The organism is Rhizobium metallidurans (genome assembly GCF_014196505.1).
GTDB lineage: Bacteria > Pseudomonadota > Alphaproteobacteria > Rhizobiales > Rhizobiaceae > Rhizobium > Rhizobium metallidurans.
In genome coordinates this window covers 60,127-84,209 of record NZ_JACIDW010000017.1, presented here as the reverse complement: position 1 = coordinate 84,209, position 24,083 = coordinate 60,127, and the positions used below count along the sequence as shown (strand labels likewise).

Below are 24,083 nucleotides of genomic sequence, written 5' to 3'. Positions count from 1 at the left end.
TATTGTCAAATCCAATGAGTGAACAGGAGTCCGGGTCGTTGGGCGTGGTCATACCGCTTGAAGAAAGCAAAAACAAACTGGCATCCGTCAAGCCTTTGGTGGATCTAACCAAGGCGGACATGGAGCGGGTCAACCAGTTGATCCTTTCCAAGGCCGGTTCAGACGTGCAGATGATCCCCGAAGTGGCGAACCATCTGATCTCGTCCGGCGGCAAGCGCCTGCGTCCGATGCTGACGCTCGCCTCCTCCGCGCTCTACGGCTACAAGGGCGAAAATCACATCAAGCTCGCGACTTCGGTCGAATTCATGCACACGGCGACGCTGCTGCACGACGATGTCGTCGATGAAAGCAACCTGCGCCGGGGCAAGTCAACGGCCCGCACGATCTGGGGTAACCAGGCCAGCGTACTCGTCGGCGACTTCCTGCTCGGCCAGGCCTTCCGCATGATGGTGGATGTCGGTTCGCTCGACGCGCTCGACGTGCTTTCTTCCGCCGCCTGCGTGATCGCCGAGGGCGAAGTGCTGCAGCTTTCGGTCGCCAAGAACATGGAAACCACCGAGGACGACTATCTCTCGGTCATCCGCGCCAAGACGGCGGCGCTGTTTGCGGCCGCCGCCGAAGTCGGCCCGATCGTGGCGGATGCCGGCAAGTCCGGCCGCAACGCCATGAAGTCCTACGGCATGAACCTCGGCCTGGCCTTCCAGCTCGTCGACGACGCGCTGGATTACGGCGGCAAGGCCGCCGATCTCGGCAAGAATGTCGGCGACGACTTCCGCGAGGGCAAGATCACGCTGCCGGTGATCCTCGCCTACCGGCGCGGCACCGAGGAAGAGCGCGCTTTCTGGCGCAAGGCGATCGAGGGCGGCGAGAGCAACGACCAGAACCTCGAAAAGGCGCTTGGCCTGATCACCAAGTACGGAACGCTGAACGATACCATCGGCCGGGCGGTCCATTATGGCACGATCGCGCGCGATGCGCTGGCGCCGCTTCCCGATACGGCATGGAAATCCGCACTGATGGAAGTCATCGACTTCTGCATCGAGCGCGTCAATTAACCGACGATCATTGGTCAAGGGCTGATTTTCTTGCGGGGTCGCTTCAAAAAAGCCATCCTGTCGTGAATCAGTCCTTTACCTGATCTTGCAGTCGACGCTGGTGGGCTGTTCTCACGAAAGGTTTTCTAATGCGGCGGAAATTTGCCATACGTCTTCTTTCGAGCGCGTCGCTTGCGGCAGTTCTGTCGCTGAGCGTGCTCGGCGGCGCCAATGCCGAAGACGCGGCCAAGAAGGACGACGCCAGCGCGACCGTGGTCTTCGATCCTGACAGCGTCAACACCTTCTCCGGCGCCCTGCTTGCCGCCCGCACCGCCGATGTCGACCACGATTACGCGACCGCGATCGAGCTTTACAAGAAAGCGCTGCAGATCGAGCCCGGCAATCCGGAGATCCGCCAGCGTCTGATGATCTCGCTGCTGCTCAACGGCAATATCAAGGACAGCGTTCGTTACGCCAACGACCTGAAGAACGATCCGAGCATCGAGCGCCTTTCGACCATCGTGCGCGGCGCCGACGCGATCCAGCGCGAGGAATACAAGACCGCCGAAACGGTGCTGAAGACCACCGGCCCGACCGATCTCGACCGGGTGATGAACGATCTCATCGCCGCCTGGGCGCGACTGGGCGCCGGAAAGGGCAAGGAAGCGCTGTCGCAGGTCGAGAAGCTGAAGGGGCCGGACTGGCTCGGCATCTTCCAGGCCTACAACGCGGGTGCGATCGCCATCGTCAACGGCGACGTGCGCGCGGCGCGCAAGCACCTGAACGACGCCGTGCTCGACAAGGATGGCGCCGCCACCGCGCCCGACACCTTCATGCGCGCGGTCATGGCGCTCGCCCGCCTGGAGGCGGCGCAGGGCAACAAGCAGAAGGCGCTCGACACGGTTTCGGTCGGCGACAACCTCCTGCCGAACTACGCGCCGCTCAACGCGCTGCGCCAGAGCATCACCAACAATGAAAAGCAGGTGCAGCAGATCACCACGGCCAAGCAGGGCGCGGCCGGTGTGCTGTTCTCCTTCGCCGGCGCGCTGAACCGCGACGGCGCCGAAGACATCGTCTCGCTCTACCTGCAGATCGCCCGCGCGCTCGACCCTGATAGCGCCGATGCGCTGGTCATGCTCGGCGGCATCGCCGAGAAGCAGAGCCAGCTGGACCGCGCCATCGCGCTCTACAGGGAAGTGCCCGACAATTCGCCGATGAGCCGCATCTCCGAACTGCAGCTCGGCCTGGCGCTGGCCGAAGGCGGCAAGGTCGAGGAGGCCCGCAAGCATCTGCAGGGGCTGATCGAGTCGGACCCGAAAGACATTCGCAGCTACCTCGCCTATGGCAGCGTGCTGTCCGACGCCAAGGACTACCAGACCATGGCGACGAATTACGACAAGGCCGTCGACATGATCGGGCCGCTGCCGGGCAAGAACACCTGGACGGTGTTCTTCCAGCGCGGCATCGCCTACGAGCGGCTGAAGCAGTGGGACAAGGCAGAGCCGAACTTCCGCAAGGCGCTGGAGCTGAACCCGAACCAGCCGCAGGTGCTGAACTATCTCGGCTATTCCTGGATCGACATGAACCGGAACCTCGACGAGGGTCTGGAGATGATCAAGAAGGCCGTCGATCTCAAGCCCGACGACGGCTACATCATCGATTCGCTCGGCTGGGCCTATTTTCGCCTCGGCAGATTCGACGACGCGACCGAGGAACTGGAGCGCGCGGCGCAGATCAAGGCCGGCGACGCGACGATCAACGACCATCTGGGCGACGCCTACTGGCGCGTCGGGCGCAAGCTCGAAGCCGTCTACCAGTGGAACCGGGCGCTGAACTCGGAACCCGAGGCCGCAGAGATCCCGAAGATCAAGGACAAGATCGCCAACGGCCTGCCCGCCGTGACGGACGATGCCAAGGCCGCCGACAAGAAGATGCCCGATCCGGCCCCTGTCGATCCGAAGCCGGCCGACAAGAAGACCTGATCCGAATGGCTGGCACGGGCTTCGCCGACGGCGTTGCGATCAGCGAGGATGCCTTTGCAAAGATCAATCTGGCCCTGCACGTCACGGGCCAGAGAAGCGACGGCTATCACCTGCTCGAAATGCTGGTGACGTTCACGCGGTCGGGCGACCGGCTGGATTTCATACCGGCTGATACCGACGAGTTCCACATCTCCGGCCGCTTCGGCGGCGCGCTCGCAAGCGATGGCGGTACCAATCTGGTGCTGAAGGCGCGGGATGCGCTGCGCATGGCTGTTTGCGACGCCGGCGGCGCCGCGCCCCCGGTGAGCATCCAGCTGTGCAAGGATCTGCCGATCGCCTCGGGCATCGGTGGCGGCTCGGCGGACGCGGCGGCGGCGCTGCGCGGGCTGATGCGCCTGTGGGGCACTCCCCTGCCCGCCGAGACCATCGATGCGATCGCCATCAAGCTCGGCGCCGACGTGCCGATGTGCCTGGCGAGCCGGCCGTTGATCGCGCGCGGGATCGGCGAGCGGATCGAGACGGTGCGCGACCTGCCGGTTTTCGCCATGGTGCTCGCCAATCCGCTGAAGGGCGTTTCTACGCCCGAGGTTTTCCGCCGGCTCGCAACGAAGACGAACGGCGCGCTTGCGATCGTTCCCGGCCTGTCCTGGCTCGACGCGCTGCGCTCGATGCGCAACGATCTCGAACCGCCGGCGCGCGCGCTTCTGCCCGAGATCGCCGAGATCTCCGATATGCTGCGCGACCAGGGCGCGCTCTTCGTGCGGATGTCGGGCTCGGGCGCGACGTGCTTCGGAATATTCGCCGGCGTGGCCGAAGCGCAGGCCGCGAGACAAGCCCTTCTCGGCAAGCGGCCGGACTGGTATTTCGAGGCAACCGAAACATTGGCGGGAGATGATGATGACAGGCGTTGACGACACGCGTCCGTTCATTCCGGTGGGATTTGCCGTGCTGACGGTTTCAGACACGCGCACCCCCGAAGACGACCGCTCCGGCGATACGCTGGCCGGCCGCATCTCGGAGGCCGGACACCGGCTGATCGCCCGGGCCATCGCGCCGGACGACAGACAAGCGATCGCAGCACAGGTGCGGGCCTGGACCGCGCAAGCCGATGTCGACGTGATCATCACGACCGGCGGCACCGGCTTTACCGGCCGTGACGTGACGCCCGAGGCGCTGGAGCCGCTGTTCGACAAGCGCATGGACGGCTTCTCGGCGGTGTTCCACCGCATTTCCCAGGACAAGATCGGCACTTCCACCGTGCAGTCGCGCGCGACGGCGGGGCTGATCGGCACCACCTTCGTCTTCGTGCTGCCGGGATCGCCCGGCGCCTGCAAGGACGCCTGGGACGGCATCCTGAAGGCGCAGTTCGATTATCGCCACATGCCGTGCAACTTCGTGGAAATCATGCCGAGGCTCGACGAGCACCTGAAGCGCGGCGCTTAAGAGCGCTAGCCCCGCGCCGAACGCGCCACCCAGGACGGGATGAGCTCGGCCGAGAGCCTGCGCAGCTTCTGCCCCTTGACGAATTCCGCCAGCTGCATGCCGCTTCGCGCCGTCGCCAGAGCATGCTTCTTCGGCAGCAACAGCCCAAGCTCCAGCGGCGCCAGGCGACGCAGGCGCTGATAGAAGGGCCTGCGGTAGCCGCGCGAGGCGGTGAAGCGGGCGGGCAGCTTGTTCAGCGCCACATATTCGGCGATCTCGTCGATCCAGCCGCTCTGCGGGCGGGCGCCGGGCTCGACGAACAACAGCCACTCGCCGCGCGCCGAACGCAATATATCCTTGATATCCCAATGCTGATGGAAGCGGCAGCCGGCGGCGTCCGCCACCTTAGACGAGCCGTCGCGCGAGCCGTGGTCGAGCACCACCACATCACTCACCAGCCCCTCCACGGCACCGGCAACCAACACCGATAATGTCTGCGCCAGTTCAGGCTCCTGATCCCGGCATTCCAATAGGACAGTCAACATTGCTCATTTATAGTGCGACGCACAAAACATTACCAGCGGCAGTTTTCCAATTTTGTTCTTGCATTGTTCTCATTTCAGCGTTAGGAATTTAATCAGCAGAACGGATGGAGGCGGCGAGTCTTCCATCGACGGAGAAACCCGATGAACGAACAGTCCCTTGCAGGGCAGGCCGCATTCGCGCCTGCCAATACGGCGGATATTGCCGACGCGATGATCGTTTCTTCCGGCCTCAGGATAGAGGTCGACCGCCGGCGTGGCCGTGGCGCGGGACTGAACCCCGGCGGCCGCTTCGAACCGCAGCGCCGGGAGACATTCGACGATGGCTGGCAGACGCTGGAAGAGCTGCCGCCGTTCAAGACCGAGGTGCAGATCGAAAAGCCGCGCACGGCGATCACCCGCAACGAATCCCCTGACATCCCTTTCGACCGTTCGATCAATCCCTATCGCGGCTGCGAGCACGGCTGCATCTATTGCTTCGCGCGGCCCACCCACGCCTATATGGGCCTCTCGGCCGGGCTCGATTTCGAGGCGCGGCTGTTCGCCAAGCCGGATGCGGCCAGGCTGCTGGAGCGCGAGCTGGCGAAACCCGGCTACAAGCCACGGGTGATCGCCATCGGCACCAACACCGACCCGTACCAGCCGATCGAGAAGGAATGGCGGATCATGCGGGAGATCCTCGAGGTGCTGGAGCGGGCGAACCATCCTGTTTCCATCGTCACCAAGTCGGCGCTCATCCTGCGCGACCTCGATATCCTGCAGCGGATGGCTGAGAAGAACCTGGTGCGCGCCTCGCTGTCGGTGACGACGCTGGACCGCAAGCTGGCGCGGACGATGGAGCCGCGCGCGTCGACCCCTTCGAAGCGGCTCGACGCGCTGAAGGCGCTGAGCGAGGCCGGCATCCGGACATCGGTGATGATGGCGCCGGTCATTCCGGCGCTGAACGACCACGAGATCGAGCGCGTTCTCGAGGCGGCGAATGCCGCGGGCGCCACGGAAGCGGGCTATGTGATCCTGCGGCTGCCGCTGGAAGTATCGCCGCTGTTTCGCGACTGGCTGCTGCAGCACTATCCGGATCGTTATCGGCACGTGATGTCGCTGGTGCGCTCGATGCGCGGTGGCAAGGACTACGATGCCGATTTCAGCAAGCGCATGAAGGGCGCCGGTCCCTATGCCTGGCAGATAGCCCGGCGCTTCGAGATGGCGACGAAGCGGCTCGGCATGACCCGCCGCGGCATGCCGCTGCGCGACGACCTGTTCCTGCCGCCGAACGGCAGCGGCGTGCAGCTGTCGCTGCTCTAGTTTTGCAGCATGTCGTTATCGCAAAACCGCTGCACACTTTTGCGCGACATGCTCTGACATTCCCTTACGGACGACTGACCCTGGCCGTCCGTTCTCAAGTCCCCGGTCCGCCGCCCTGATCCGGGGACTTGCAGGAAATCGGGTTGGCGTGCGAAGTTCAGCCGCATGAAACGTCGCACGCCACCCGATTCTCCCATGCTTTTCGAAGATGTCCCCCTGGTGCCGGACTTCCGGCTGGAGCTCAAGGCGCGCAAAGCCGGCCACTGGCCCGTCGCCGGCGCCGACGAGGCAGGTCGAGGACCGCTGGCGGGGCCCGTCGTTGCCGCCGCCGTCATCCTCGATCCGAAGCGCATCCCCGATGGCCTGAACGATTCCAAGCAGCTTTCGGCGCAGAGGCGGGAAGAGCTGTTCGAGCAGATCCTCGCCACCGCGACCGTCGCGATCGCTTCATCCAGCTCGCGCCGCATCGACGGGACGGATATTCGCAAGGCGAGCCTCGATGCCATGCGCCGCGCGATCCTCAGCCTATCGATCCCGGCAAGCTACGTGCTGACCGATGGGCTCGACGTGCCCCCCGGGCTCGCATGTCCCGGCCAGGCCGTCGTCAAGGGCGACGCCCGCTCGGTGTCGATCGCCGCCGCATCGATCGTCGCCAAGGTCACGCGCGACCGGATGATGACCCGCGCCGACCTGATCTTCCCCGCTTATGGCTTCGCGGCCCATGCCGGCTACGGCACCGCGCGCCACCGCGCCGGCATCGATAGCCATGGCCCCTGCCCGCTGCATCGCATGAGCTTCAAGCCGCTGCGCCGGACCGAACTGCCCGACGGCGAGTAAGCGAAACCTCGGCCGGCCTTCCGGCGCCGATGCAAGATATCCCCAAACGCAAAAAGCCCCGGCGAACCGGGGCTTCGAATGCGAGAAAACCGATCTCAGTTGAGGCGGGTCTTCACCTGGCCAAGGGCATTTCCGAAGAGTTCGGACTGAACCTTGGCATCGGCCTTCTTGACGAGAACCGTTTCAGCGGCGGCGATGGCGAGGTCGACGGCGGCGGAACGAACCGCCTTCATCGCATCGGCTTCGGCCTGCTTGATCTTCGCTTCCGAAACCGCTGTGCGGTTGGCGACGAATTCCTCGGTCTTCTTCTTGGCTTCGGCGGTGAACATTTCCGCTTCGCGCTCGGCGGCCGCCAGGATCTGGGCAGCTTCCGCTTCGGCTTCCTTGCGCTTGCGCTGATATTCGGCCAGCAGATGCTGGGCCTCTTCACGCAGGCGCTTGGCTTCCGACAGCTCGTTGCGGATCTGATCGGCGCGGTCGTCGAGCGACGTCGCCATCATGCCGGGAACCTTGAGGTAGACAATCAGCGCCACGAACAGGACAAGGCTGACCAGAGCAAAGAATGTTGCGTCCAATGCCATGATCAAGCTCCCTTCTTGGCGGCGGTGACGGCGGAGGCGACTTCAGCCTTGGTGGCGGTGCCACCGACGAGCTGTTCGACAACGGCCTTGGCCGTTTCCTCGGCGATCGTGCCGACATCGGCGAAGGCCTGTGCCTTGATTTCGGCGATGCGGCCTTCGGCAGCCTTCAATTTTTCAGCCAGAGCGGCTTCGACCGCGCGGCGGTCGGCTTCGGCCTTGAGCTTGGCGGCGTCGCGCGCTGCCGTACCGATGGCGTTCGACTTGGCACGGGCTTCGGCGAGTTCGGCTTCGTAAGCCGCGACATCGGCATCCGCCTGCGCCTTAAGGCGCGCTGCTTCGTCGAGGTCCTGAGCGATGCGCGTGTGGCGCTGCTCGAGGATGCCGCCGATGCGCGGTGCGATGACCTTCTGCATAATCACGAAGAAGGCAACGAAAGTGATCGCCAGCCACAGAAGCTGCGAAGCGTAAGTCGAGGTATCGAATGGCGGAAATATACCGCTCTTTTCTTCGCCTGGCACGCCGGTCTCGGTATTGACCTCGCCTGCGGCCGGGGCAGCAGTCGCGGCTGTACCGGTCGCCGCACCAGTTTCTGCGGTTCCCGCCGGGGCTTCTTCAGCGTAAGCCGGGGTCACAAAAAACATGCTCACCTCCAGGTGTCTGCAAATACAAAGGATCACGGCTCGCTGTTAGCAGGCCGTGATCCCTCAGTGCGCCGAAATTAAACAGCGAACAGCAGAAGGAGAGCGACGAGCAGCGAGAAGATGCCCAGAGCTTCCGTAACGGCGAAGCCGAATACCAGACGGCCGAACTGGCTGTCAGCGGCAGACGGGTTGCGCAGAGCGCCCGACAGGTAGCTGCCGAAGATGTTGCCGAGGCCGAGAGCCGTACCTGCCATACCAAGGCAAGCGAGGCCTGCGCCGATGTATTTTGCTGCTTCCGCGTCCATGTTGTACTCCTTTGAAATGGTTGTTGCGGCGAATTGACTGACGCCCTGGGGCGTCAATGTCGGTATCCCTTAGTGGCCACCCGGGTGGATCGCGTCGTTGAGGTACATGCAAGTCAGCACCGCAAAGACGTAAGCCTGGAGGAAGGCGACGAGGAACTCGAGACCCGTCAGGGCGACGGTCATGATGAGGGGAAGGATAGCGCCGCCGATACCGACCGCACCCATGGCTCCAAGCGAGGCGACGAAGCCCGCGAACACTTTAAGGGTGATGTGACCGGCCAGCATGTTGGCGAAGAGACGAACGGAGAGCGAAATCGGACGCGACAGGAACGAGATGATTTCGATGGCCACGACGAGCGGCAGCAGAATGCCAGGAACGCCCTGAGGCACGAAGACATTCAGGAAGTGGAAGCCGTGCTTGTAGAAGCCGTAGACCAGAACCGTGCCGATGACGAGCAAAGCAAGAGCAAAGGTGACGACGATCTGGCTGGTAATGGTGAAGAAGTAGGGGAACATGCCGAGCAGGTTGGCCGTCAGCACGAACATGAAGAGCGAGAAGACCAGCGGGAAGAACTTCATCCCCTTGGATCCCGCGCCCTCCTTCAGCATTCCGGCGATGAACTCGTAGGACATCTCGGCGATCGACTGCGAGCGGCCGGGCACGATGGCACGGTTGGAGGTCGCGAAATAGAGAAAGCCGGCGGAAACGGCGGCGGACGCCACCATGAACAGCGACGCGTTCGTAAACGAGAAATCAATCCCGCCGAAGTCGATCGGCACAATCTTCTGGACCAGGAACTGTTGAGTCGGATCGTTAGACACCGCTTGTTCTCTCTATATCTTACACCCGCGCGAGACGGGATTATTGCATTGGATCGAACGCCTGAACGTTCCGCCCTATTTCCGGTCGCTTTCACGCCCCTCGAAGCTCGGTCTCGCGACCTTGCCCGCAGCGCGCATCACATTCAGCACGCCGGCACCAAATCCGAGAAGAAGAAGCACGATCAATCCCCAAGGCGCAGTGCCGACAAAGCGGTCGAAGAGATAACCCAGAACGGCGCCGACCACGACCGCGGAAATGAACTCGCTCGAAAGCTTCATCGCCTGGGCATAACCCCGGCGGCTTACTTCGGCGCGGGCCTCGTCGGCCTCGTCCTTCCCCGCCTCGATGCGCTTGGTCGCGAGTTCCGCTCCCAGCTGCGCACGGCGCTTTTCCAGACTCTCCTCGCGGTCATCCGCCATCATGCTCTCCTCCGCCTGCCGCCGTCCGCTACGCCGCTACCCCGGCTTACCGGACAACGACCCCAAGGCTGAAGAACCTTCCGGCCCGCTTTGAAGTCGCGCGCAACATAGTTTTAGCAAAAAGCATAGTCAAGGCGTAGGAGGTCGATGTCCAGCCTTAAAATAAGCGATGAAAAACATGCGGTTAGATCGATCTGGGCGGCTTGCTGCGGAATCGGGGGAAAGAATCCGCGCGCCGAGGGGGCAATCCGGCGCGAAAACGCACCTTTTACACGGTTTTGTCAGCTCCAGCCGCCACCATAGGTGCGGTAGAAGACGTGCATGCCGATACGTCCGACCTTTTCCATGGTCTTGGCCCATGCCGGGCGGACATAGACGGCATGGTAGTGGGTCGCGGAGCCGACCTGCGGCAGCCAGATGCGACCGGCGGTCACCGCCATCGCCACGTCGCGGGCGATTCTCCAGTTGGCCGGCGAGTTCACGCGGTCCTTGATGTTGTCGCAGGCGAAGGAAAACTGGCAGCGATTGCGCCAGTCCTCGTTCTGGTAGACCACGCCGCAGATGGTCTTGGGATAGGCGGGATTGCGGACGCGGTTGAGAATGACCTGGGCGACGGCCGCCTGGCCCTTCACGGTTTCGCCGCGCGCCTCGAAGTAGACGCCGGAGGCGAGACACTGCTGCTCGGCCGGGGAGAAGACGCTCGCCGGCAGGACGCTGGCGGCCCAGGCGTGATCCTTGGGCCCGATCTTCGGCACGAAGCGGCCGTCGTCGGCCTTGTCTGTCAGGATGGAATCGAAAGGCGACTGGCGGGCATAATCGGGTGCGGCCGGCGCATAGGCCGTGGCGAGCACGTCCGCCTTGTTGCTCGTCACCAGATCGGCCAGCATCGGTGAAATGTCGGCGGCCGGCTTCGGCTGCTGCTTGCGGTAGAAGTTGGTGGCGATCTGGATTTCCTTGCCGCGGATCTTCGGCTTCACGAAGGCCGACCTTTCCTTGAGGTCGAGGCTCGGCTGGAACAGAAGGCGCGTGCGCTGGAGAATGGAGCCGGCGGAGAAATCCTTGGGCGGCTGCACCTGCTCGACGGCGACCACCCTGCCCTTCTTGGAGGCGCGGTTGACGCGGTCCTCGTCGGGCGTGTCCTCGCGGACCTTTTCCTTCGATGTGAAGGCGACCTTGCGGCCATCGGGCAGCACCATTCCGGCGCCGGATGCGATCGCGCCGGTCACGGTCGGATCGGAGAAGGCGAGCTCGGCCTGGTGAATGGAGCCGGCGGGAGAATTGGTCAGCACCATGCGCCAGTTTTCGCGGCCCTGGTCGAGCCCGGCGAGAAAGGAGGCAAGATCGGCGTGCGAGGCCATGGTGGGAAACATCAGCCACGCGCAGACGCCGAACAGGGCGGGGGAACTCCAACGTTGAAGCAGCGGGCTCAGCCTGCCGAAGCGGCGCGACGCGCCATGGGCGCTTGACTGACCCGGAACACGATTATTTCGACGCAACACCAGACTCCGGCATGGGACGCATGAACATGCCGATAAAAATGTCTCATTAACCTTGATGCTTGGTTAATACGCCGCTCCGAATTCATACAGCAAATGCTTATAGAGCCTGAAACGCAAAAGCCCGGCGCGACGGCCGGGCTCTTAACGAATGGATGGGCGCGTCAGATGATGACGTGCGAGCCGAGCTCGACGACGCGGTTGGCCGGCAGGCGGAAGTAGTCCGACGGATTGGCGGCGGCGTTGGCGAGCGCGATGTAGAGACGGTCCTGCCAATAGGGCATTCCCGACTTCGCATCCGGCACCAGCTTGCGGCGGCCGAGATAGAAGGAAGTCGACATGATGTCGAACTTCAGCCCGGTCTTGCGCAGCGTCGCCAGCGCCTGCGAGACGTTCTGCGATTCCATGAAGCCGAACAAGAGCTCGACGCGCGAGAAGCGCTCGGAGATCTGCTCGACCTTGTAGCGGTCGGCGTTCGGCACGCGCGGCTTGTTGACCGTGCGGATCGTCAGGATCACGTTCTTGTCGTGCAGGACGTGGTTGTGCTTCAGATTGTGAAGAAGTGCCGCGGGTGCCGATTCCGGATCGCTGGTCAGGAAGATCGCGGTGCCGGGAACATGGGCCGGCGAGTGATCGCTCTTGCGTTCAATCGAGGAAATGAACGAGGCCAGCGGAATATCCGTGTGGCGGGTCTTTTCCATCAACAGCGCCGAGCCGCGACGCCATGTCCACATGATGACGACGAAGGTGGTGGCGATCAGGACCGGGATATAGCCGCCGTCGTAGATCTTGATGAGGTTGGCGCCGAGGAAGATCAGCTCCAGCGTGAAAAGCGGGGCCAGCACGGCGGTCGCCGTCAGCACCGACCAGTTCCAGCGGGCGCGGACGAACTCGAAGGTCATGATCGAGGTGACGACCATGGCGCCAGTGACGGAGATGCCATAGGCCGTCGACAGCGAATCCGAGCTGCCGAAGGTGATGACCAGGAAGATCACGCCGAGGAACAGCACGAGGTTGACCGAGGGTACGAAGATCTGGCCCGTGTTGGTTTCCGAGGTGAAGAGGATTTCCATGCGCGGCAGGTAGCCGAGGTTGATGGCCTGGCGGATCAGCGAAAATGCCCCGGTGATCACGGCCTGGCTGGCGATGATGGTGGCGGCGGTGGCCAGGATGACGGCCGGCAGCAACGCCCATTTCGGGAACATCAGGTAGAAGGGATCGCTCATGGCCTGCGGATTGCCGAGCACCAGCGCGCCCTGGCCGAGATAGTTCAGCGTCAGCGCCGGGAAGACCAGCACGAACCACGCCCACTGGATGGGTCGGCGGCCGAAGTGGCCAAGGTCGGCATAGAGCGCTTCGGCGCCCGTCAGCGTCAGGAACACGGCGCCGAGCACGATGACGCCGAAGAAGCCCTCGTTCATCAGGAAGTTCACGGCGTAATAGGGGTTGAACGCGGCCAGGATGCCGAAATCGTCGGAGATGTGCGAGATGCCGACGATGGCGATGACGATGAACCAGAGCGCGGTGATCGGTCCGAAATAGCGCGCCATCGTTCCGGTGCCGCGCGACTGGAAGGCGAAGAGCACGGCGAGGATGGCCACCGAGATCGGCACGATATAGCTGGTCAGCGACGGCGCGACGAGCTTCAGACCTTCGACCGCGGAAAGCACCGACAGCGCCGGCGTGATCATCGCATCGCCGAGGAAGAGTGCCGCGCCGACGAGGCCGAGCATCATCAGCATGGCGGTGTGGCCGTTGGCGGTCTTCAACAGAAGCGCCAGCAGCGAGAGCGTGCCGCCCTCGCCTTCGTTATCGGCGCGCAGCAGAAGCAGCACGTATTTGATGGTGACGATGATGGTCAGCGCCCAGATCATCAGCGAGACGACGCTGATGACCTCGGAACGGGTGAGGCCGTCGGCGGCGACGGGCCTCAGCGCTTCGCGGAAGGCGTAAAGCGGGCTGGTGCCGATGTCACCGTAGACGACGCCGACGGAGCCGAGCGCGAGATAGAAGAGCTTGCGCGGGCTCGTTTTCTGGTCGTGTGAATGGCTGTCTGCGGACATGAAACGAAAACAGGCTCTTCAGAGCCAGCCTTTCCAACGGAAGAAGAAGAAGGGGATGATGGCGGAAATCAGCATAAGTCCGAGCGAATAGGGATAGCCCTCGGCCCAGCGCAGTTCCGGCATGGATTCAAAATTCATACCATAGATGGAGGCGACGAGCGTCGGCGGCAAGAAGACCACCGATGCGATCGAGAAAATCTTGATGATCGAGTTCTGCTCGATGTTGATCAGACCCAGCGAGGCATCGAGAAGAAAGGTGATGTTGCCGGCGATATAGGACGAATGCTCGCTGAGCGACTGGATGTCGCGCGAAACGGTACGGCAGAGTTCCTTGGTGCCATGATCCTGCTGCACGGCCGGAACATTGTAGAAGAAGGTCATCAGGCGCGACATCGATGCCAGGCTGTCGCGCACCTTGCTGACGAGGCGCTGATGGGCGGCGATGTCGCGCAGTTTCTCCTCGAGATAATTCGCTGGCTTGCGGATCTTCTTGGCGCGATCGCCGAAGACGTGGGTCGACAGGACGTCGATGCGGGCAACCGAGAGCTCGAGGATCTCGGCGGTGCGGTCGATGATGGTTTCGAACAGCTTCGCCAGCAGCGAGGCGCCGGTGCGCCAGTGCGCGGGCACGCGATGAAGGGCCGCGATGAACAGCGCGAAGGACTTGGGCTGCGCGTAGCGGATGGTGATCAGCCGCTTGCCGGCGAGAATGAAGGCCACATCCGTCAGAACGGGCGCATCGGTTTCCGCCTTCCAGACGAGCGAAGCGGTCATGAACACCGCATCGTCTTCCGTATAGAGGCGGGCGGAGGGCTCGATGTCCTTGAGGTCATCGCGCGTCGGCACCTCGATGCCGAGTGCCTTCTCGACATAGATTTCTTCCTCGCGCGTCGGTTCGACCATGTCGATCCAGACGATATCGTCGCGCAGGGCCTCCACCTTGGTGAGGTCAACGAGTTCGATCGACTGACAATTGGAGCAGTAGGCCGTGATCACCGGACGCGTCTCCCGTGATCAGGGGCTGTGAGGGCCATCGTCGTTCGCATCAGAAAACCTTCCGCGAAGCGCCGGCAAAATCGGCGCCCGCGCTGCAAGTCTTCGAGACTAACGAAAGCGGCTGAAGAATGTTCATCAATATCCCGTCACAGCCGGCCGAAGCTCGGGTATGCACCATGCTCAACCGCATCGCAGTCACCAATCCTTCGATCGACAAGAGAACTCCGAACACGCAGCAGGCATTCGCCGCTGCAAGGCTGGCTATCATCGAGCATCCGTACGCGCCGCCCTCATGGCGACGGCGCGCCATATGACGGAAACCCACGCAAGAATCAAGAGATCTTACGCGAACGGCGTTGTTTGATCACATTTTGCCCGCAATTGGGAGTCTAGCGGCGCGGCACAAATCACTCGAATACGATCGCAGGCGCCGCGCGCTGCGGCTTCTGATCGAGCTGCGCCCAGACCTTGGCGGCGATATCGCGATAGATGCCGGCGACGATACCATCAGGCTCGCTGGCGACCAACGGCGTGCCGGCGTCGGACGCCTCGCGGATGTTGATCGTCAGCGGCACTTCGCCGAGGAAGGGCACGCCGATGCGCTCGGCCTCGGCGCGGGCGCCGCCATGACCGAAGATATCGTAGCGCGCGCCGGTATCGGGGGCGATGAAGTAGCTCATGTTCTCGACGATGCCGAGAACGGGCACTTCCACCTTCTTGAACATGTTCAGCCCCTTGCGGGCATCGATAAGCGCCAGGTCCTGCGGTGTCGAGACGATGACCGCGCCGGCGAGCGGCACCTGCTGGGCCATGGTCAGCTGCGCGTCACCGGTGCCGGGCGGCATATCGACGACGAGAACGTCGAGCTCGCCCCAGGCGACTTCGCGCAGCATCTGCATCAGCGCCGACTGCACCATCGGGCCGCGCCAGATCATCGCGGTTTCCTCGTCGACGAGGAAGCCCATCGACATGACCTTGAGGCCATAATTCTCCATGGGATTGATGATACGGCCATCGGTCTGCGTCGGGCGGCCGGAGATCCGCAGGAGACGCGGCATCGACGGGCCGTAGATATCGGCATCGAGGATGCCGACACGCAGGCCGTTCGCCTGCAGGCCGAGCGCGAGGTTGACGGAAGTGGTGGACTTGCCGACGCCGCCCTTGCCCGACGCCACTGCGACGATGGCGCCGATGCCGGGAACGCCGATCTTGCCGGCGCGCTGTTGCGGCTGGGCGTGCGCGTGACCCTGATGGCCCTGCTCGGCCTGCGGCGGCGTGCGCGAGGCGGCAGCACCCGATGGCGCGCCTTTCTTGTCCGCCGTCAGCGCGACCAGGGCGCCCTTGACGCCCGGCATTTCCTTGATGACGCGCTCGGCGGCGAGCCGCAGCGGCTCCAGCTCCTTGGCGCGCTCGGCGGGAACGGTAATGGAGAAGTAGACCTTGCCATCGGAGATGAACACATCGGAGACCATGCCGAGCTCGACAATATTACGTTCGAGATCGGGTCCGCGCACCGTTGCCAGCGTTTCCAGCACCTGTTCCTTGGTGACTTCAGTCATATCGTCCTCACACCCTGCTTTGGCTCTGTAGATAGAGGAGCATGGGGCCTTCTCCAAACAAAATCGGAGAACGGCGACTTCGGCGCGCGGCAAGCTGGCGCGGGAGCGACAATTGCAGTGATGGAGGATGGGGCTGCAAAGGAGACCGTTGAACCATCAAGTCCGCCGGGCTTTCGCCCTGATGGCACAACGGTCACCCCAGTGGATAATGGGTTTCTAGGGCGTCCATCTCGAAAGACCAGTCAGAATTGAGGGAAAAATGCATCGGCTTACGCTTATAGAGCGGCAGGCGTATCCCAAAAACAACAAACCGCCGCTCGATATCCAGCGCGCTTGGCGACCGGGATCGAGCGGCGGAGTGAAGGTCGCGCCTTTTATACGGCGTCGTTGCCAAGTCCCCTCTGGACCGCTGACGATCAGGAAGCAGGAAGCGTGCCAGTTCGCAGTGACGGTGAATCCGGCCCAACGGGCGACGAAAGACAGTGGAAGGGCCGACGCCGTGGCGCGATTTTAGGCTTGCGCGACACAAGCGCACGCTATTTGGGCAGCTACTTGATCAAGCCGACGCGCAACGCCTTGGCAACGGCCTGGGTGCGATTGACCGTGTCGAGCTTCTTGGTGGCGCGGTTGAGGTAGTGATTGACCGTGTGTTCGGACAGGCCAAGGATATCGGCGATCTCGACGCTGGTCTTGCCGGCGGCGGTCCAGTTGAGGCAGTCGATCTCGCGGTCGGTCAGGGCATCGACCACCCGGTTGTCGAGCGCGCGGATCTCGGCCAGCCTGTCGAAGACATGCGTGGAGATATAATGCAGTTCCAGCATTTCCTCGGGGGCGAAGGGATCGCGATCGCCGGAGAAGGACACCGCGCCACGGGCGCCGGACGGGTCATGCGTCGGAAAATAGGCGCAGCGCATCATTCTGAAGCGCTCGAACAGCGCCAGAACGATGTTCGACTTACCGTCCGAGCGATCCAGCTTCTCCTTCGACAGGTCGTTGAAGAACGGCACGGTCGACGAGCGCAGCTTGCCCATGACCGGACTGTTGGTCAGCAACGCTTCCTGGTCGTAAGCCGACAGGAGCTCGGCGGGCCAGTTGGTGATGACCGTGTTGCTCTGCAGATCGCGCGCGGTGGCCGAGGGAAGGTTGAGCACCATGAAGGCGCGAACGCGATACGCTTCCGTCAGCCTTTTCATGAAGCGAAAGATATCGAACTGGGTGTTCAACCCAGACACTTCATTTACGTATACGTTCACGGAAGTCTGTTCTGGCAAAGGGTTCATGGTGTCATCAGCTCAAAAAATCAGGAACGTCGTAAGTGGCCTGCTCAATCGCATGCCTACGGCGGCATCGCCGTCAATATGGCCTACGGCACTACACCCCAGGACTGGGGATTGACAACTGGCAATTGTGATGATTCTTCACAAAACCACAATATGCCTCTACCCTGAAAATAGGCATATTTCTGTACGAAAGTTGACGCAGCACGTCCGGATCTGACGATTATCGTCTCCGTGGAGCGTTATCGGCGCGGGCCGAGGCCGATGCGCATGCCGCTCATGATGCTTTCGGCGGCCTTGCGAACAGGCAAAGCCCACTCCTCCAGCCGCTCGAATGTCAGCCGATAGGCCGGGCCGGTCACCGATACGCCGCCGACGAAGGACAGATCCTCGGAATAGACGGGGGCCGCGACACAGCGGATGCCGACTTCGTGCTCCTCACGGTCGAAGGCATTGCACGCGCGGCGGATGTCGGTGATCTCGCGGCGCAGCGTTTCCGCCGTCAGCGTGTTCTCCGTGAAGCGCTGGAACGACACGCTCGCGATGACCGCGTCCAGCCGATCGTCCGGCAGCGCCGAGAGCGCCGCCTTGCCGACGCCGGTGCAATAGACCGGCGAGGCATTGCCGATCTGCGAATACATCCTGACGGGCTGGCTGCCCTCGACCTTGTCGAGATAGATGACGGAAGCGCCGCACAGGACGCCGAGATGCACGGTCTCGCCGGTCAGCTGCTGCAGGGCGTTCAGATGCGGCTCGGCGATCAGCCTGAACTCGTTGCGCGCCCAGCTGCGCGAGGCGAGGTCGAGAAGGCGCAGGCCGGGTGCATAACGGCCATCGGCCAGCACTTCCAGCAACCCTTCCTCGGCGAGATGGCCAAGCTGGCGATGCAGGGTGCCGCGCGGCTGGCCGGCGACTGCCAGAATATCGGTGAAGCGCATCGGACCGTCGGCATGGGTGACGATATCGAGCAGCAGCATCAGCTTGCCGAGCGTACCGGTTTCGCGCTTGTCCGCGCCTGCATCCTTGCCAGTGGCGTCCTTGTCGGTGGCGTTTTTATCCATGGCTTCTTTATCCATCGCATTCTTATCCATGATGTGGCCATCAGTCGCGCCCATGCTGGCCGTCACGCCTTGACAGAGACCCAAGGCTAATCCGATAATTCCATATAGTCAAATTGAGTTCTGAATAATGGAACTATCGGGAGGATAGTGGTGGCGGAACCTGGAGCGCAATATCCCGAATTCAGGGACCGAAGCGTTGTGGTGACGGGCGGCGGCTCCGGCATCGGCGCCGCCATCGTCGAGGGGTTCGCCCGCCAGGGCGCCAAGGTCTCCTTCATCGACATCGCCGAGGAAGAGAGCCATGCGCTGGCCTATCGCCTGTCGCGCGACAGCCTGCATCCGGTACGCTTCCACCATGCCGACCTGCGCGATATCGAAGCGCTGCGCAAAACGGTCGAGGCGATCGTCGCCGATTGCGGACCGGTCGGCGTGCTGGTCAACAACGCGGCGCGCGACGACCGGCATGATTTCGACCAGGTCACGCCTGATTACTGGGACAACAATCAGGCGACCAATCTGCGGCACGTGTTCTTCGCGGCGCAGGCGGTGGCGCCATCGATGCGGGAAGCCGGCGGCGGGGCGATCATCAACATGTCGTCGATCGCCTTCATGCTCAACATGCCCGACTTCCCTGCCTACACGACGGCGAAGGCGGCGATCATCGGGCTGACGAAGAGCCTCGCCGGCAAGCTCGGCCCGGACAATATCCGCGTCAACTGCATCCTGCCGGGCATGATCGTCACCGAGCGGCAGATGAAGCTGTGGCTCACCGAAGAAGGCATCGCCGGCATGATCGAGCGGCAGTGCATCAAACGCGTATTGCAGGCCGACGCCATCGTCGGTCCCTGCCTGTTTCTAGCATCCGACGGCGCCTCGGCAGTGACGGCGCAGTCCCTTATTGTCGATGGAGGCATTTTCTGATGACGACACCCCGATATATCGCGGTCGACTGGGGCACGAGCAGCTTCCGGCTGTGGCTGATCGGCAGCGATGGCAGCGTGCTCAACGAAAGCCGCAGCGACGAGGGCATGACGACCGCGGCCAAGACCGGCTTCGCCGAGGTTCTGGCCAGGCACCTCGCCACGGTCGAGGCGCCCGCCGACATCCCCGTCATCGTCTGCGGCATGGCCGGCGCCAAGCAGGGCTGGGTCGAGGCCGGTTATGTCGACGTGCCCACGTCGCTATCGGCGATCCTCACCGGCGCCGTGCCTGTGCCCGGCCAGAGCCGCGACATCCGCATCCTGCCGGGTCTCGCCCAGCGCGACCGGGCATCGCCCGACGTGATCCGCGGCGAAGAGACCCAGCTTCTCGGCGCGCTCGGGGCCGATAGCACGGGCGCGCAGGCCGTGTGCATGCCCGGCACGCATTCGAAATGGGTGCACGTGCAGGATGGCGAGGTCATCGGCTTCTCCACCTTCATGACGGGCGAGCTGTTCGACGCAATCACCAAGCACACGATCCTGTCGCATGCGGTCGCCGGCGCTGAGCAATCGCCGGCCGACAACTCCGCCTTCAAGGCCTCGGTCTCGACCGCCTTCCGCCAGCCGCAGATGGCGACCAACCTGTTGTTCACGGCGCGCTCCGGCCAGCTGCTGCACGGCATGACCGCTTCGGCGGCGCAGGCGCGGATTTCGGGCACGCTGATCGGCCTGGAGATCTCGGGCGCGCTGGCCGACGCCGCCAACGACACGCCGATCGCGCTCGTCGCCTCCGGCCGCCTGCAGAAGCTCTACGAGACCGCCTTCAAGGCGCTCTCGCTCAACGCCACGACCATCGATGCCGATACGGCGGTGCTTGCCGGCCTTTCGGCCGCCGCAAACGCCATCTGGCCCAACTAAGCCCAATCAAGAAAGAACAGAGCGATGAACCGCATCCCCTTCCCCGCCATGAAGCGCCCGCTGATCGCCATCCTGCGTGGCATCAAGCCCGAGGAAACCGAAGGCGTCGTCGGCGCGCTGATCGAGAATGGCCTGACCGCGATCGAGATCCCGCTGAACTCGCCCGAGCCGTTCAAGTCGATCGAGATCGCCGCCAAGATGGCGCCCGCCGAGGTGCTGATCGGCGCCGGCACCGTTCTGACGACCGAGGCCGTCGACAATCTGCACAATGCCGGCGGCAAGCTGCTGGTGACGCCGAATGTCGAGCCCGACGTCATCATCCGCGCCCGCGACTACGGCATGGTGACGATGCCCGGCGTCTTCACCCCCACGGAAGCGCTCGCCGCGGCGCGCGCCGGCGCCACCGGCCTGAAGTTCTTCCCGGCCAGCGTGCTTGGCCCCTCCGGCATCACGGCGATCCGCGCCATCCTGCCGCCGGAGCTGACCATCGCGGCCGTCGGCGGCGTGTCCGACAAGAATTTCGCCGAGTACACCAAGGCCGGGATCCTGGCCTTCGGGCTCGGCACGAGCATCTACAAGCCGGGAATGACTGTCGCCGAGGTTGCCGAGCGCGCCAAGGCAACCATTTACGCATACGACGCAGCAGTGGGAGCTTGAGCGTATGACCGACATTCATGAGTTCGCGGGGCGGACTTTGTCGAGCACCAATTCGGTGCTGGGCGAAGGGCCGACCTACGATCCCGATACCAATACGATCTGGTGGTTCAACATTCTCGGCAAGGAATTGCACGAGCTGAACCTCTCGACCGAAGAGAAGAAGGTGCACGCGCTGCCTGTGATGGCGAGCGTTCTGGCGCGGATCGACGCCAAGCGGCAGTTGCTCGCGACCGAGCAGGGCCTGTTCGTGCGTGATATCGAAAGCGGCGGCCTGACATTTTACGCGGCACTCGAAAACGACCGGCCGGAGAACCGCTCCAACGATGGACGCATGCATCCGTCGGGCAGCCTGTGGATCAGCACGATGAGCAAGCGCGCCGAGCCGCAGGCCGGCGCGATCTATCACGTGGCGCGCGGCAAGGTGACGAAGCTCTTCGGCGGCATCACCATTCCGAACTCGATCTGCTTTTCGCCCGATGGCTCCGTCGGTTATTTCACCGATACGCATCTTAGCCGACTGATGCGGGTGATGGTCGACCGCGACACCGGCCTGCCGACCGGCGAGCCGATCGTGCTCGTCGACAGCATGGAGGAAGACGGCGGGATCGACGGTTCCGTGGTCGATGCCGACGGCTATATCTGGAACGCGCGCTGGGGTGCCGGCACCGTCGATCGCTACAGCCCGGATGGCCTGCGCATCGCGCGCTACAAGGTGCCTGCCGCGCAGCCCTCCTGCCCCGCCTTCATCGGCCCGGCTGCGGACCGGCTGGCGGTCACCACCGCCTGGGAAGGCCTCGACGACGCGGCCCGCGCCAACCAGCCCGATGCCGGCGCGCTGCTCGAGCTCGGCGTCACCGTCCGCGGCGTTTTCGACGCGGCCTATATTCTCTGAAGCATCGGCCGCGATGTGTTTCGAAGGGCGTCCTTTGGGGCGCCCTTTTTCGTTGCCGGGTCCCGGCGATCGCCCGCCAGCCCGATCGTGAGGTCGCGAAGGTTCCGGAAATTTCGTCAGTTTTTGCGTGTATTTTTCTGGGAACCAATAGCCAACCCATTCATTTACTTAGCGAACCAGCCGGGCTGACACACCTCTCGCTAGAAGAGGAAGGCACGGCTAGAGATCACCCAAGGACACTGAAAGTAGGTACGATATGACTCGCAAACTTCTCACCACCGTTGCCGCTGGCGCCCTGTTTGCCACGGCCTTCGCACCGGTCGCTTTCTCGCAGGGCGCTGCCCAGCCGGCCTCGCCGAGCGCACCGTCCATGTCGGCACCGGCCGACCCGGCAGCGCCGAAGCCGGACGCCATGAAGCCGGCAGGTGATGCCGCACAGGCACCCGCTCCCGCGGCCAGCACCGACACCGCGGCGGCCGGCGGCGGCACCTATCTGACGGAGCAGGCCTCCGATCAGGTGAGCGCCAACACCTACATCGGCCAGGCCGTGTACAATGGCCAGAACGAAAGCATCGGTAACGTCAACGACCTGATCATGAAGAAGGATGGCGGCCTCGTCGCGGCCGTGATCGGTGTCGGCGGCTTCCTTGGCATCGGCGAGAAGAACGTCGCCGTGCCGATGGAAAAGGTCACCGTGGCCCAGAACACCCAGGACGGCAGCGTCAAGCTGACGACCTCGGAAACGGCCGAAACGCTGAAGGCGGCCCCGGAATTCAAGACGCTGCAGATGCAGTCGGCTGAAAAGGCACCCGCTGCTGGTACGATGGACAACACCACGACCAGCTCAACGACAGCAAAGTAAACACTGCATCGTTAGTCGCAGTGCATGCGTAACCGATGGCGTCCGAAAGGGCGCCATCGGCTTTTTATTCTGTATTTTCCCAATGCCTCGCTACGCCATCGCCCGTTCGCCGGTGTCGTATTCGTTCTCGTGCAGGAACCTCAGCGTGGCGATGCTGTCGGCGGGTTTGCCGAAATAGTAGCCCTGCCCCATGCCGCAGCCGAGCATGCGCAGTTTCGCGGCTTCCGAATAATCCTCGATGCCCTCGGCGACGACCTCGAGATCGAGGCCCTCGCACATGGTCAGGATGGCCTTGATGATGTGCTCGGAGGCGCGGTCGGAGTTGATGCGCGAGACGAAGGCGCGGTCGATCTTGATCTTGTCGAACATGAAATCGCGCAGGCGGCCGAGGCTGGACTGGCCGGTGCCGAAATCGTCGAGCGAGATGCGAACGCCCGCCTGGCGCAGATCGGCGATGATGCGGTTTGCTGTATCGGCCGAGCCCATTACCGCCGTCTCGGTGATCTCGAGTTCGAGCCGGTGCGGATCGAAGCCGACGCGGCCGAGGATGGAGAGCACGTTGGCGCTGGTGCCCGGATCCATCAACTGCGCGGAAGACAGGTTGAAGGACAGGAACATCTCGCGCGGCCATGAGAGCGCCGCTTCGGCCGCCTTGCGCAGCAGCGTTTCGGAGAGAGCGTCGATGAAGCCGCGCTCTTCGGCGAGCGGCACGAAGACACCCGGCGAGACGAAGCCGAGATCCGGATCGTTCCAGCGGGCCAGCGCCTCGAAACCGAGCACCTGGTTGTTGGCGAGCGAGACGATCGGCTGAAAATGCACGTCGATGGCATCGGAGATGATGGCGTTTCTCAGCGCCTGCTCGAGCTGCGTGGCGCGCTTCATTTCCTGCGCGATCTCGCGCGAGTAAACGGTGATCTGGCTGCGGCCGCGGCGCTTGGACCGATAGAGCGCGGTTTCGGCGCTCTTCAGCAGCTCATCGAACTCCTCGCCCGCGAAGGGATAGATGGCGAAGCCGAAGGATGCCGAGAGACGGACGTTGCGGTCGCCGAGATCGTAGGGCGCCGACAGCACCTCGCGGATCATCTGGCCGAACTTCTCGGCGCTGGCCCGCTCGAAGACCAGCGGCAGGACGAAGGCGAATTCGTCGCCGTCATGACGCGTGACGACGGCGCCATCGGGAATGCAGGCTTTCAGGCGATGGGCAACCTGACAGAGAATTTCGTCGCCGGCGGCCGAGCCAAAGAGGTCGTTGATCGGCTTGAACGAGTCGAGATTGGCGATACCGATGGTGAAGGGCGCCGGATCGGCGGCGCGCTCTGCCGAGATCTGGGCGATACGGTCGCGCATTCGATAGCGGTTTCCGAGCCCGGTCAGGGGGTCGGTGTAGGCCATCGTCTGAAGCTCGTTCTGGCTTACCGGAGCCAATGGCATATCCGCCAACATCATCATTCTGATCCAGAGCTTCCCCAATACCCGGCAGAATGGCTGGCAAGT

Annotated in this window: 25 protein-coding genes; 12 read left to right on the top strand and 13 right to left on the bottom strand. The window is 63.3% G+C overall.

The annotated features are described in order from the left end of the window. Positions 1 to 38 precede the first annotated feature (38 nt). From GGQ67_RS20255 to moaB, 4 genes are all read left to right on the top strand, one after another. Complete coding sequence (locus GGQ67_RS20255; RefSeq protein ID WP_183901932.1) at positions 39 to 1,055, top strand: polyprenyl synthetase family protein; 1,017 nt, start codon at positions 39 to 41, stop codon at positions 1,053 to 1,055. A gap of 128 nt (positions 1,056 to 1,183) precedes the next feature. Next, positions 1,184 to 3,016 (top strand): tetratricopeptide repeat protein, encoded by a 1,833-nt coding sequence (locus GGQ67_RS20250; RefSeq protein ID WP_183901931.1) that lies wholly within the window; start codon positions 1,184 to 1,186, stop codon positions 3,014 to 3,016. 5 nt (positions 3,017 to 3,021) lie between these two features. Continuing rightward, positions 3,022 to 3,927, top strand: coding sequence for a 4-(cytidine 5'-diphospho)-2-C-methyl-D-erythritol kinase (locus tag GGQ67_RS20245; RefSeq protein WP_183901930.1), 906 nt, complete (start codon positions 3,022 to 3,024; stop codon positions 3,925 to 3,927). Next, positions 3,914 to 4,459 (top strand): molybdenum cofactor biosynthesis protein B, encoded by a 546-nt coding sequence (gene moaB / locus GGQ67_RS20240; protein ID WP_183901929.1) that lies wholly within the window; start codon positions 3,914 to 3,916, stop codon positions 4,457 to 4,459. The genes GGQ67_RS20245 and moaB overlap by 14 nt, the downstream gene beginning before the upstream one ends. A 5-nt stretch (positions 4,460 to 4,464) precedes the next feature. On the opposite strand, the gene GGQ67_RS20235 is transcribed toward moaB, so the two are convergent. Further along, positions 4,465 to 4,983, bottom strand: a complete 519-nt coding sequence (locus tag GGQ67_RS20235; RefSeq protein WP_183901928.1) for a glycosyl transferase — start codon at positions 4,981 to 4,983, stop codon at positions 4,465 to 4,467. A 141-nt stretch (positions 4,984 to 5,124) separates the two neighbouring features. Between GGQ67_RS20235 and GGQ67_RS20230 the strand changes: the two genes are divergently transcribed. Next, positions 5,125 to 6,282, top strand: coding sequence for a PA0069 family radical SAM protein (locus tag GGQ67_RS20230; protein ID WP_183901927.1), 1,158 nt, complete (start codon positions 5,125 to 5,127; stop codon positions 6,280 to 6,282). Between the two features lie 165 nt (positions 6,283 to 6,447). After that, a complete protein-coding gene (locus tag GGQ67_RS20225; RefSeq protein ID WP_183901926.1) occupies positions 6,448 to 7,119 on the top strand; it encodes a ribonuclease HII in 672 nt (223 codons plus the stop codon). A 95-nt stretch (positions 7,120 to 7,214) separates the two neighbouring features. Here the strand turns inward: GGQ67_RS20225 and GGQ67_RS20220 are convergent, their stop codons facing one another. The 8 genes from GGQ67_RS20220 to GGQ67_RS20185 all read right to left on the bottom strand — a co-directional run bounded on the left by GGQ67_RS20220 (position 7,215) and on the right by GGQ67_RS20185 (position 14,443). Beyond that, positions 7,215 to 7,700, bottom strand: a complete 486-nt coding sequence (locus GGQ67_RS20220; protein ID WP_183901925.1) for a F0F1 ATP synthase subunit B — start codon at positions 7,698 to 7,700, stop codon at positions 7,215 to 7,217. A gap of 2 nt (positions 7,701 to 7,702) precedes the next feature. Next, on the bottom strand, positions 7,703 to 8,341 hold the full coding sequence (locus GGQ67_RS20215; RefSeq protein ID WP_183901924.1) for a F0F1 ATP synthase subunit B: 639 nt from the start codon (positions 8,339 to 8,341) through the stop codon (positions 7,703 to 7,705). A 77-nt stretch (positions 8,342 to 8,418) separates the two neighbouring features. Further along, positions 8,419 to 8,646 (bottom strand): F0F1 ATP synthase subunit C, encoded by a 228-nt coding sequence (locus GGQ67_RS20210; protein ID WP_037106138.1) that lies wholly within the window; start codon positions 8,644 to 8,646, stop codon positions 8,419 to 8,421. A 69-nt stretch (positions 8,647 to 8,715) separates the two neighbouring features. Beyond that, the gene (locus GGQ67_RS20205) at positions 8,716 to 9,468 is read right to left on the bottom strand and encodes a F0F1 ATP synthase subunit A (RefSeq protein ID WP_183901923.1); all 753 of its coding nucleotides are present in this window, start codon (positions 9,466 to 9,468) and stop codon (positions 8,716 to 8,718) included. Positions 9,469 to 9,543: 75 nt separating this feature from the next. Continuing rightward, entirely contained in the window at positions 9,544 to 9,888 is a 345-nt protein-coding gene (locus GGQ67_RS20200) for an AtpZ/AtpI family protein (protein ID WP_183901922.1), read from the bottom strand. A 281-nt stretch (positions 9,889 to 10,169) separates the two neighbouring features. Beyond that, positions 10,170 to 11,258, bottom strand: coding sequence for a cell wall hydrolase (locus tag GGQ67_RS20195; protein ID WP_246400249.1), 1,089 nt, complete (start codon positions 11,256 to 11,258; stop codon positions 10,170 to 10,172). A gap of 290 nt (positions 11,259 to 11,548) precedes the next feature. Continuing rightward, a complete protein-coding gene (locus tag GGQ67_RS20190; protein ID WP_183901921.1) occupies positions 11,549 to 13,447 on the bottom strand; it encodes a potassium transporter Kup in 1,899 nt (632 codons plus the stop codon). A gap of 18 nt (positions 13,448 to 13,465) precedes the next feature. Then, positions 13,466 to 14,443 (bottom strand): magnesium transporter CorA family protein, encoded by a 978-nt coding sequence (locus GGQ67_RS20185; protein WP_183901920.1) that lies wholly within the window; start codon positions 14,441 to 14,443, stop codon positions 13,466 to 13,468. Between the two features lie 128 nt (positions 14,444 to 14,571). Here GGQ67_RS20185 and GGQ67_RS20180 point away from each other — a divergent pair, with 128 nt between their 5' ends. Beyond that, positions 14,572 to 14,757: a hypothetical protein gene (locus GGQ67_RS20180; protein WP_183901952.1), complete on the top strand. Its 186-nt coding sequence runs from the start codon at positions 14,572 to 14,574 to the stop codon at positions 14,755 to 14,757. A 93-nt stretch (positions 14,758 to 14,850) separates the two neighbouring features. Here the strand turns inward: GGQ67_RS20180 and apbC are convergent, their stop codons facing one another. The 3 genes from apbC to GGQ67_RS20165 form a co-directional block, all read right to left on the bottom strand. After that, complete coding sequence (gene apbC / locus GGQ67_RS20175; protein WP_183901919.1) at positions 14,851 to 16,002, bottom strand: iron-sulfur cluster carrier protein ApbC; 1,152 nt, start codon at positions 16,000 to 16,002, stop codon at positions 14,851 to 14,853. Between the two features lie 548 nt (positions 16,003 to 16,550). Continuing rightward, on the bottom strand, positions 16,551 to 17,282 hold the full coding sequence (locus GGQ67_RS20170; RefSeq protein ID WP_183901918.1) for a helix-turn-helix transcriptional regulator: 732 nt from the start codon (positions 17,280 to 17,282) through the stop codon (positions 16,551 to 16,553). Positions 17,283 to 17,521: 239 nt separating this feature from the next. Continuing rightward, positions 17,522 to 18,340 (bottom strand): IclR family transcriptional regulator, encoded by an 819-nt coding sequence (locus GGQ67_RS20165; protein WP_183901917.1) that lies wholly within the window; start codon positions 18,338 to 18,340, stop codon positions 17,522 to 17,524. Positions 18,341 to 18,490: 150 nt separating this feature from the next. On the opposite strand from GGQ67_RS20165, the gene GGQ67_RS20160 reads away from it, so the two are divergent. The 5 genes from GGQ67_RS20160 to GGQ67_RS20140 all read left to right on the top strand — a co-directional run bounded on the left by GGQ67_RS20160 (position 18,491) and on the right by GGQ67_RS20140 (position 22,589). After that, positions 18,491 to 19,261 carry an SDR family oxidoreductase gene (locus GGQ67_RS20160; protein ID WP_183901916.1) on the top strand — a complete coding sequence of 257 codons (771 nt, stop codon included), beginning with the start codon at positions 18,491 to 18,493 and terminating at the stop codon, positions 19,259 to 19,261. Then, the gene (locus GGQ67_RS20155; RefSeq protein WP_183901915.1) at positions 19,261 to 20,178 is read left to right on the top strand and encodes a 2-dehydro-3-deoxygalactonokinase; all 918 of its coding nucleotides are present in this window, start codon (positions 19,261 to 19,263) and stop codon (positions 20,176 to 20,178) included. The genes GGQ67_RS20160 and GGQ67_RS20155 overlap by 1 nt, the downstream gene beginning before the upstream one ends. Before the next feature lie 24 nt (positions 20,179 to 20,202). Beyond that, positions 20,203 to 20,835: a 2-dehydro-3-deoxy-6-phosphogalactonate aldolase gene (locus GGQ67_RS20150; protein ID WP_183901914.1), complete on the top strand. Its 633-nt coding sequence runs from the start codon at positions 20,203 to 20,205 to the stop codon at positions 20,833 to 20,835. A gap of 4 nt (positions 20,836 to 20,839) precedes the next feature. After that, positions 20,840 to 21,727, top strand: a complete 888-nt coding sequence (locus GGQ67_RS20145) for an SMP-30/gluconolactonase/LRE family protein (protein ID WP_183901913.1) — start codon at positions 20,840 to 20,842, stop codon at positions 21,725 to 21,727. A 256-nt stretch (positions 21,728 to 21,983) separates the two neighbouring features. Further along, positions 21,984 to 22,589 (top strand): PRC-barrel domain-containing protein, encoded by a 606-nt coding sequence (locus GGQ67_RS20140; RefSeq protein WP_183901912.1) that lies wholly within the window; start codon positions 21,984 to 21,986, stop codon positions 22,587 to 22,589. 90 nt (positions 22,590 to 22,679) lie between these two features. Here the strand turns inward: GGQ67_RS20140 and GGQ67_RS20135 are convergent, their stop codons facing one another. After that, positions 22,680 to 24,038 carry a putative bifunctional diguanylate cyclase/phosphodiesterase gene (locus GGQ67_RS20135; RefSeq protein WP_183901911.1) on the bottom strand — a complete coding sequence of 453 codons (1,359 nt, stop codon included), beginning with the start codon at positions 24,036 to 24,038 and terminating at the stop codon, positions 22,680 to 22,682. Positions 24,039 to 24,083 lie beyond the last annotated feature (45 nt).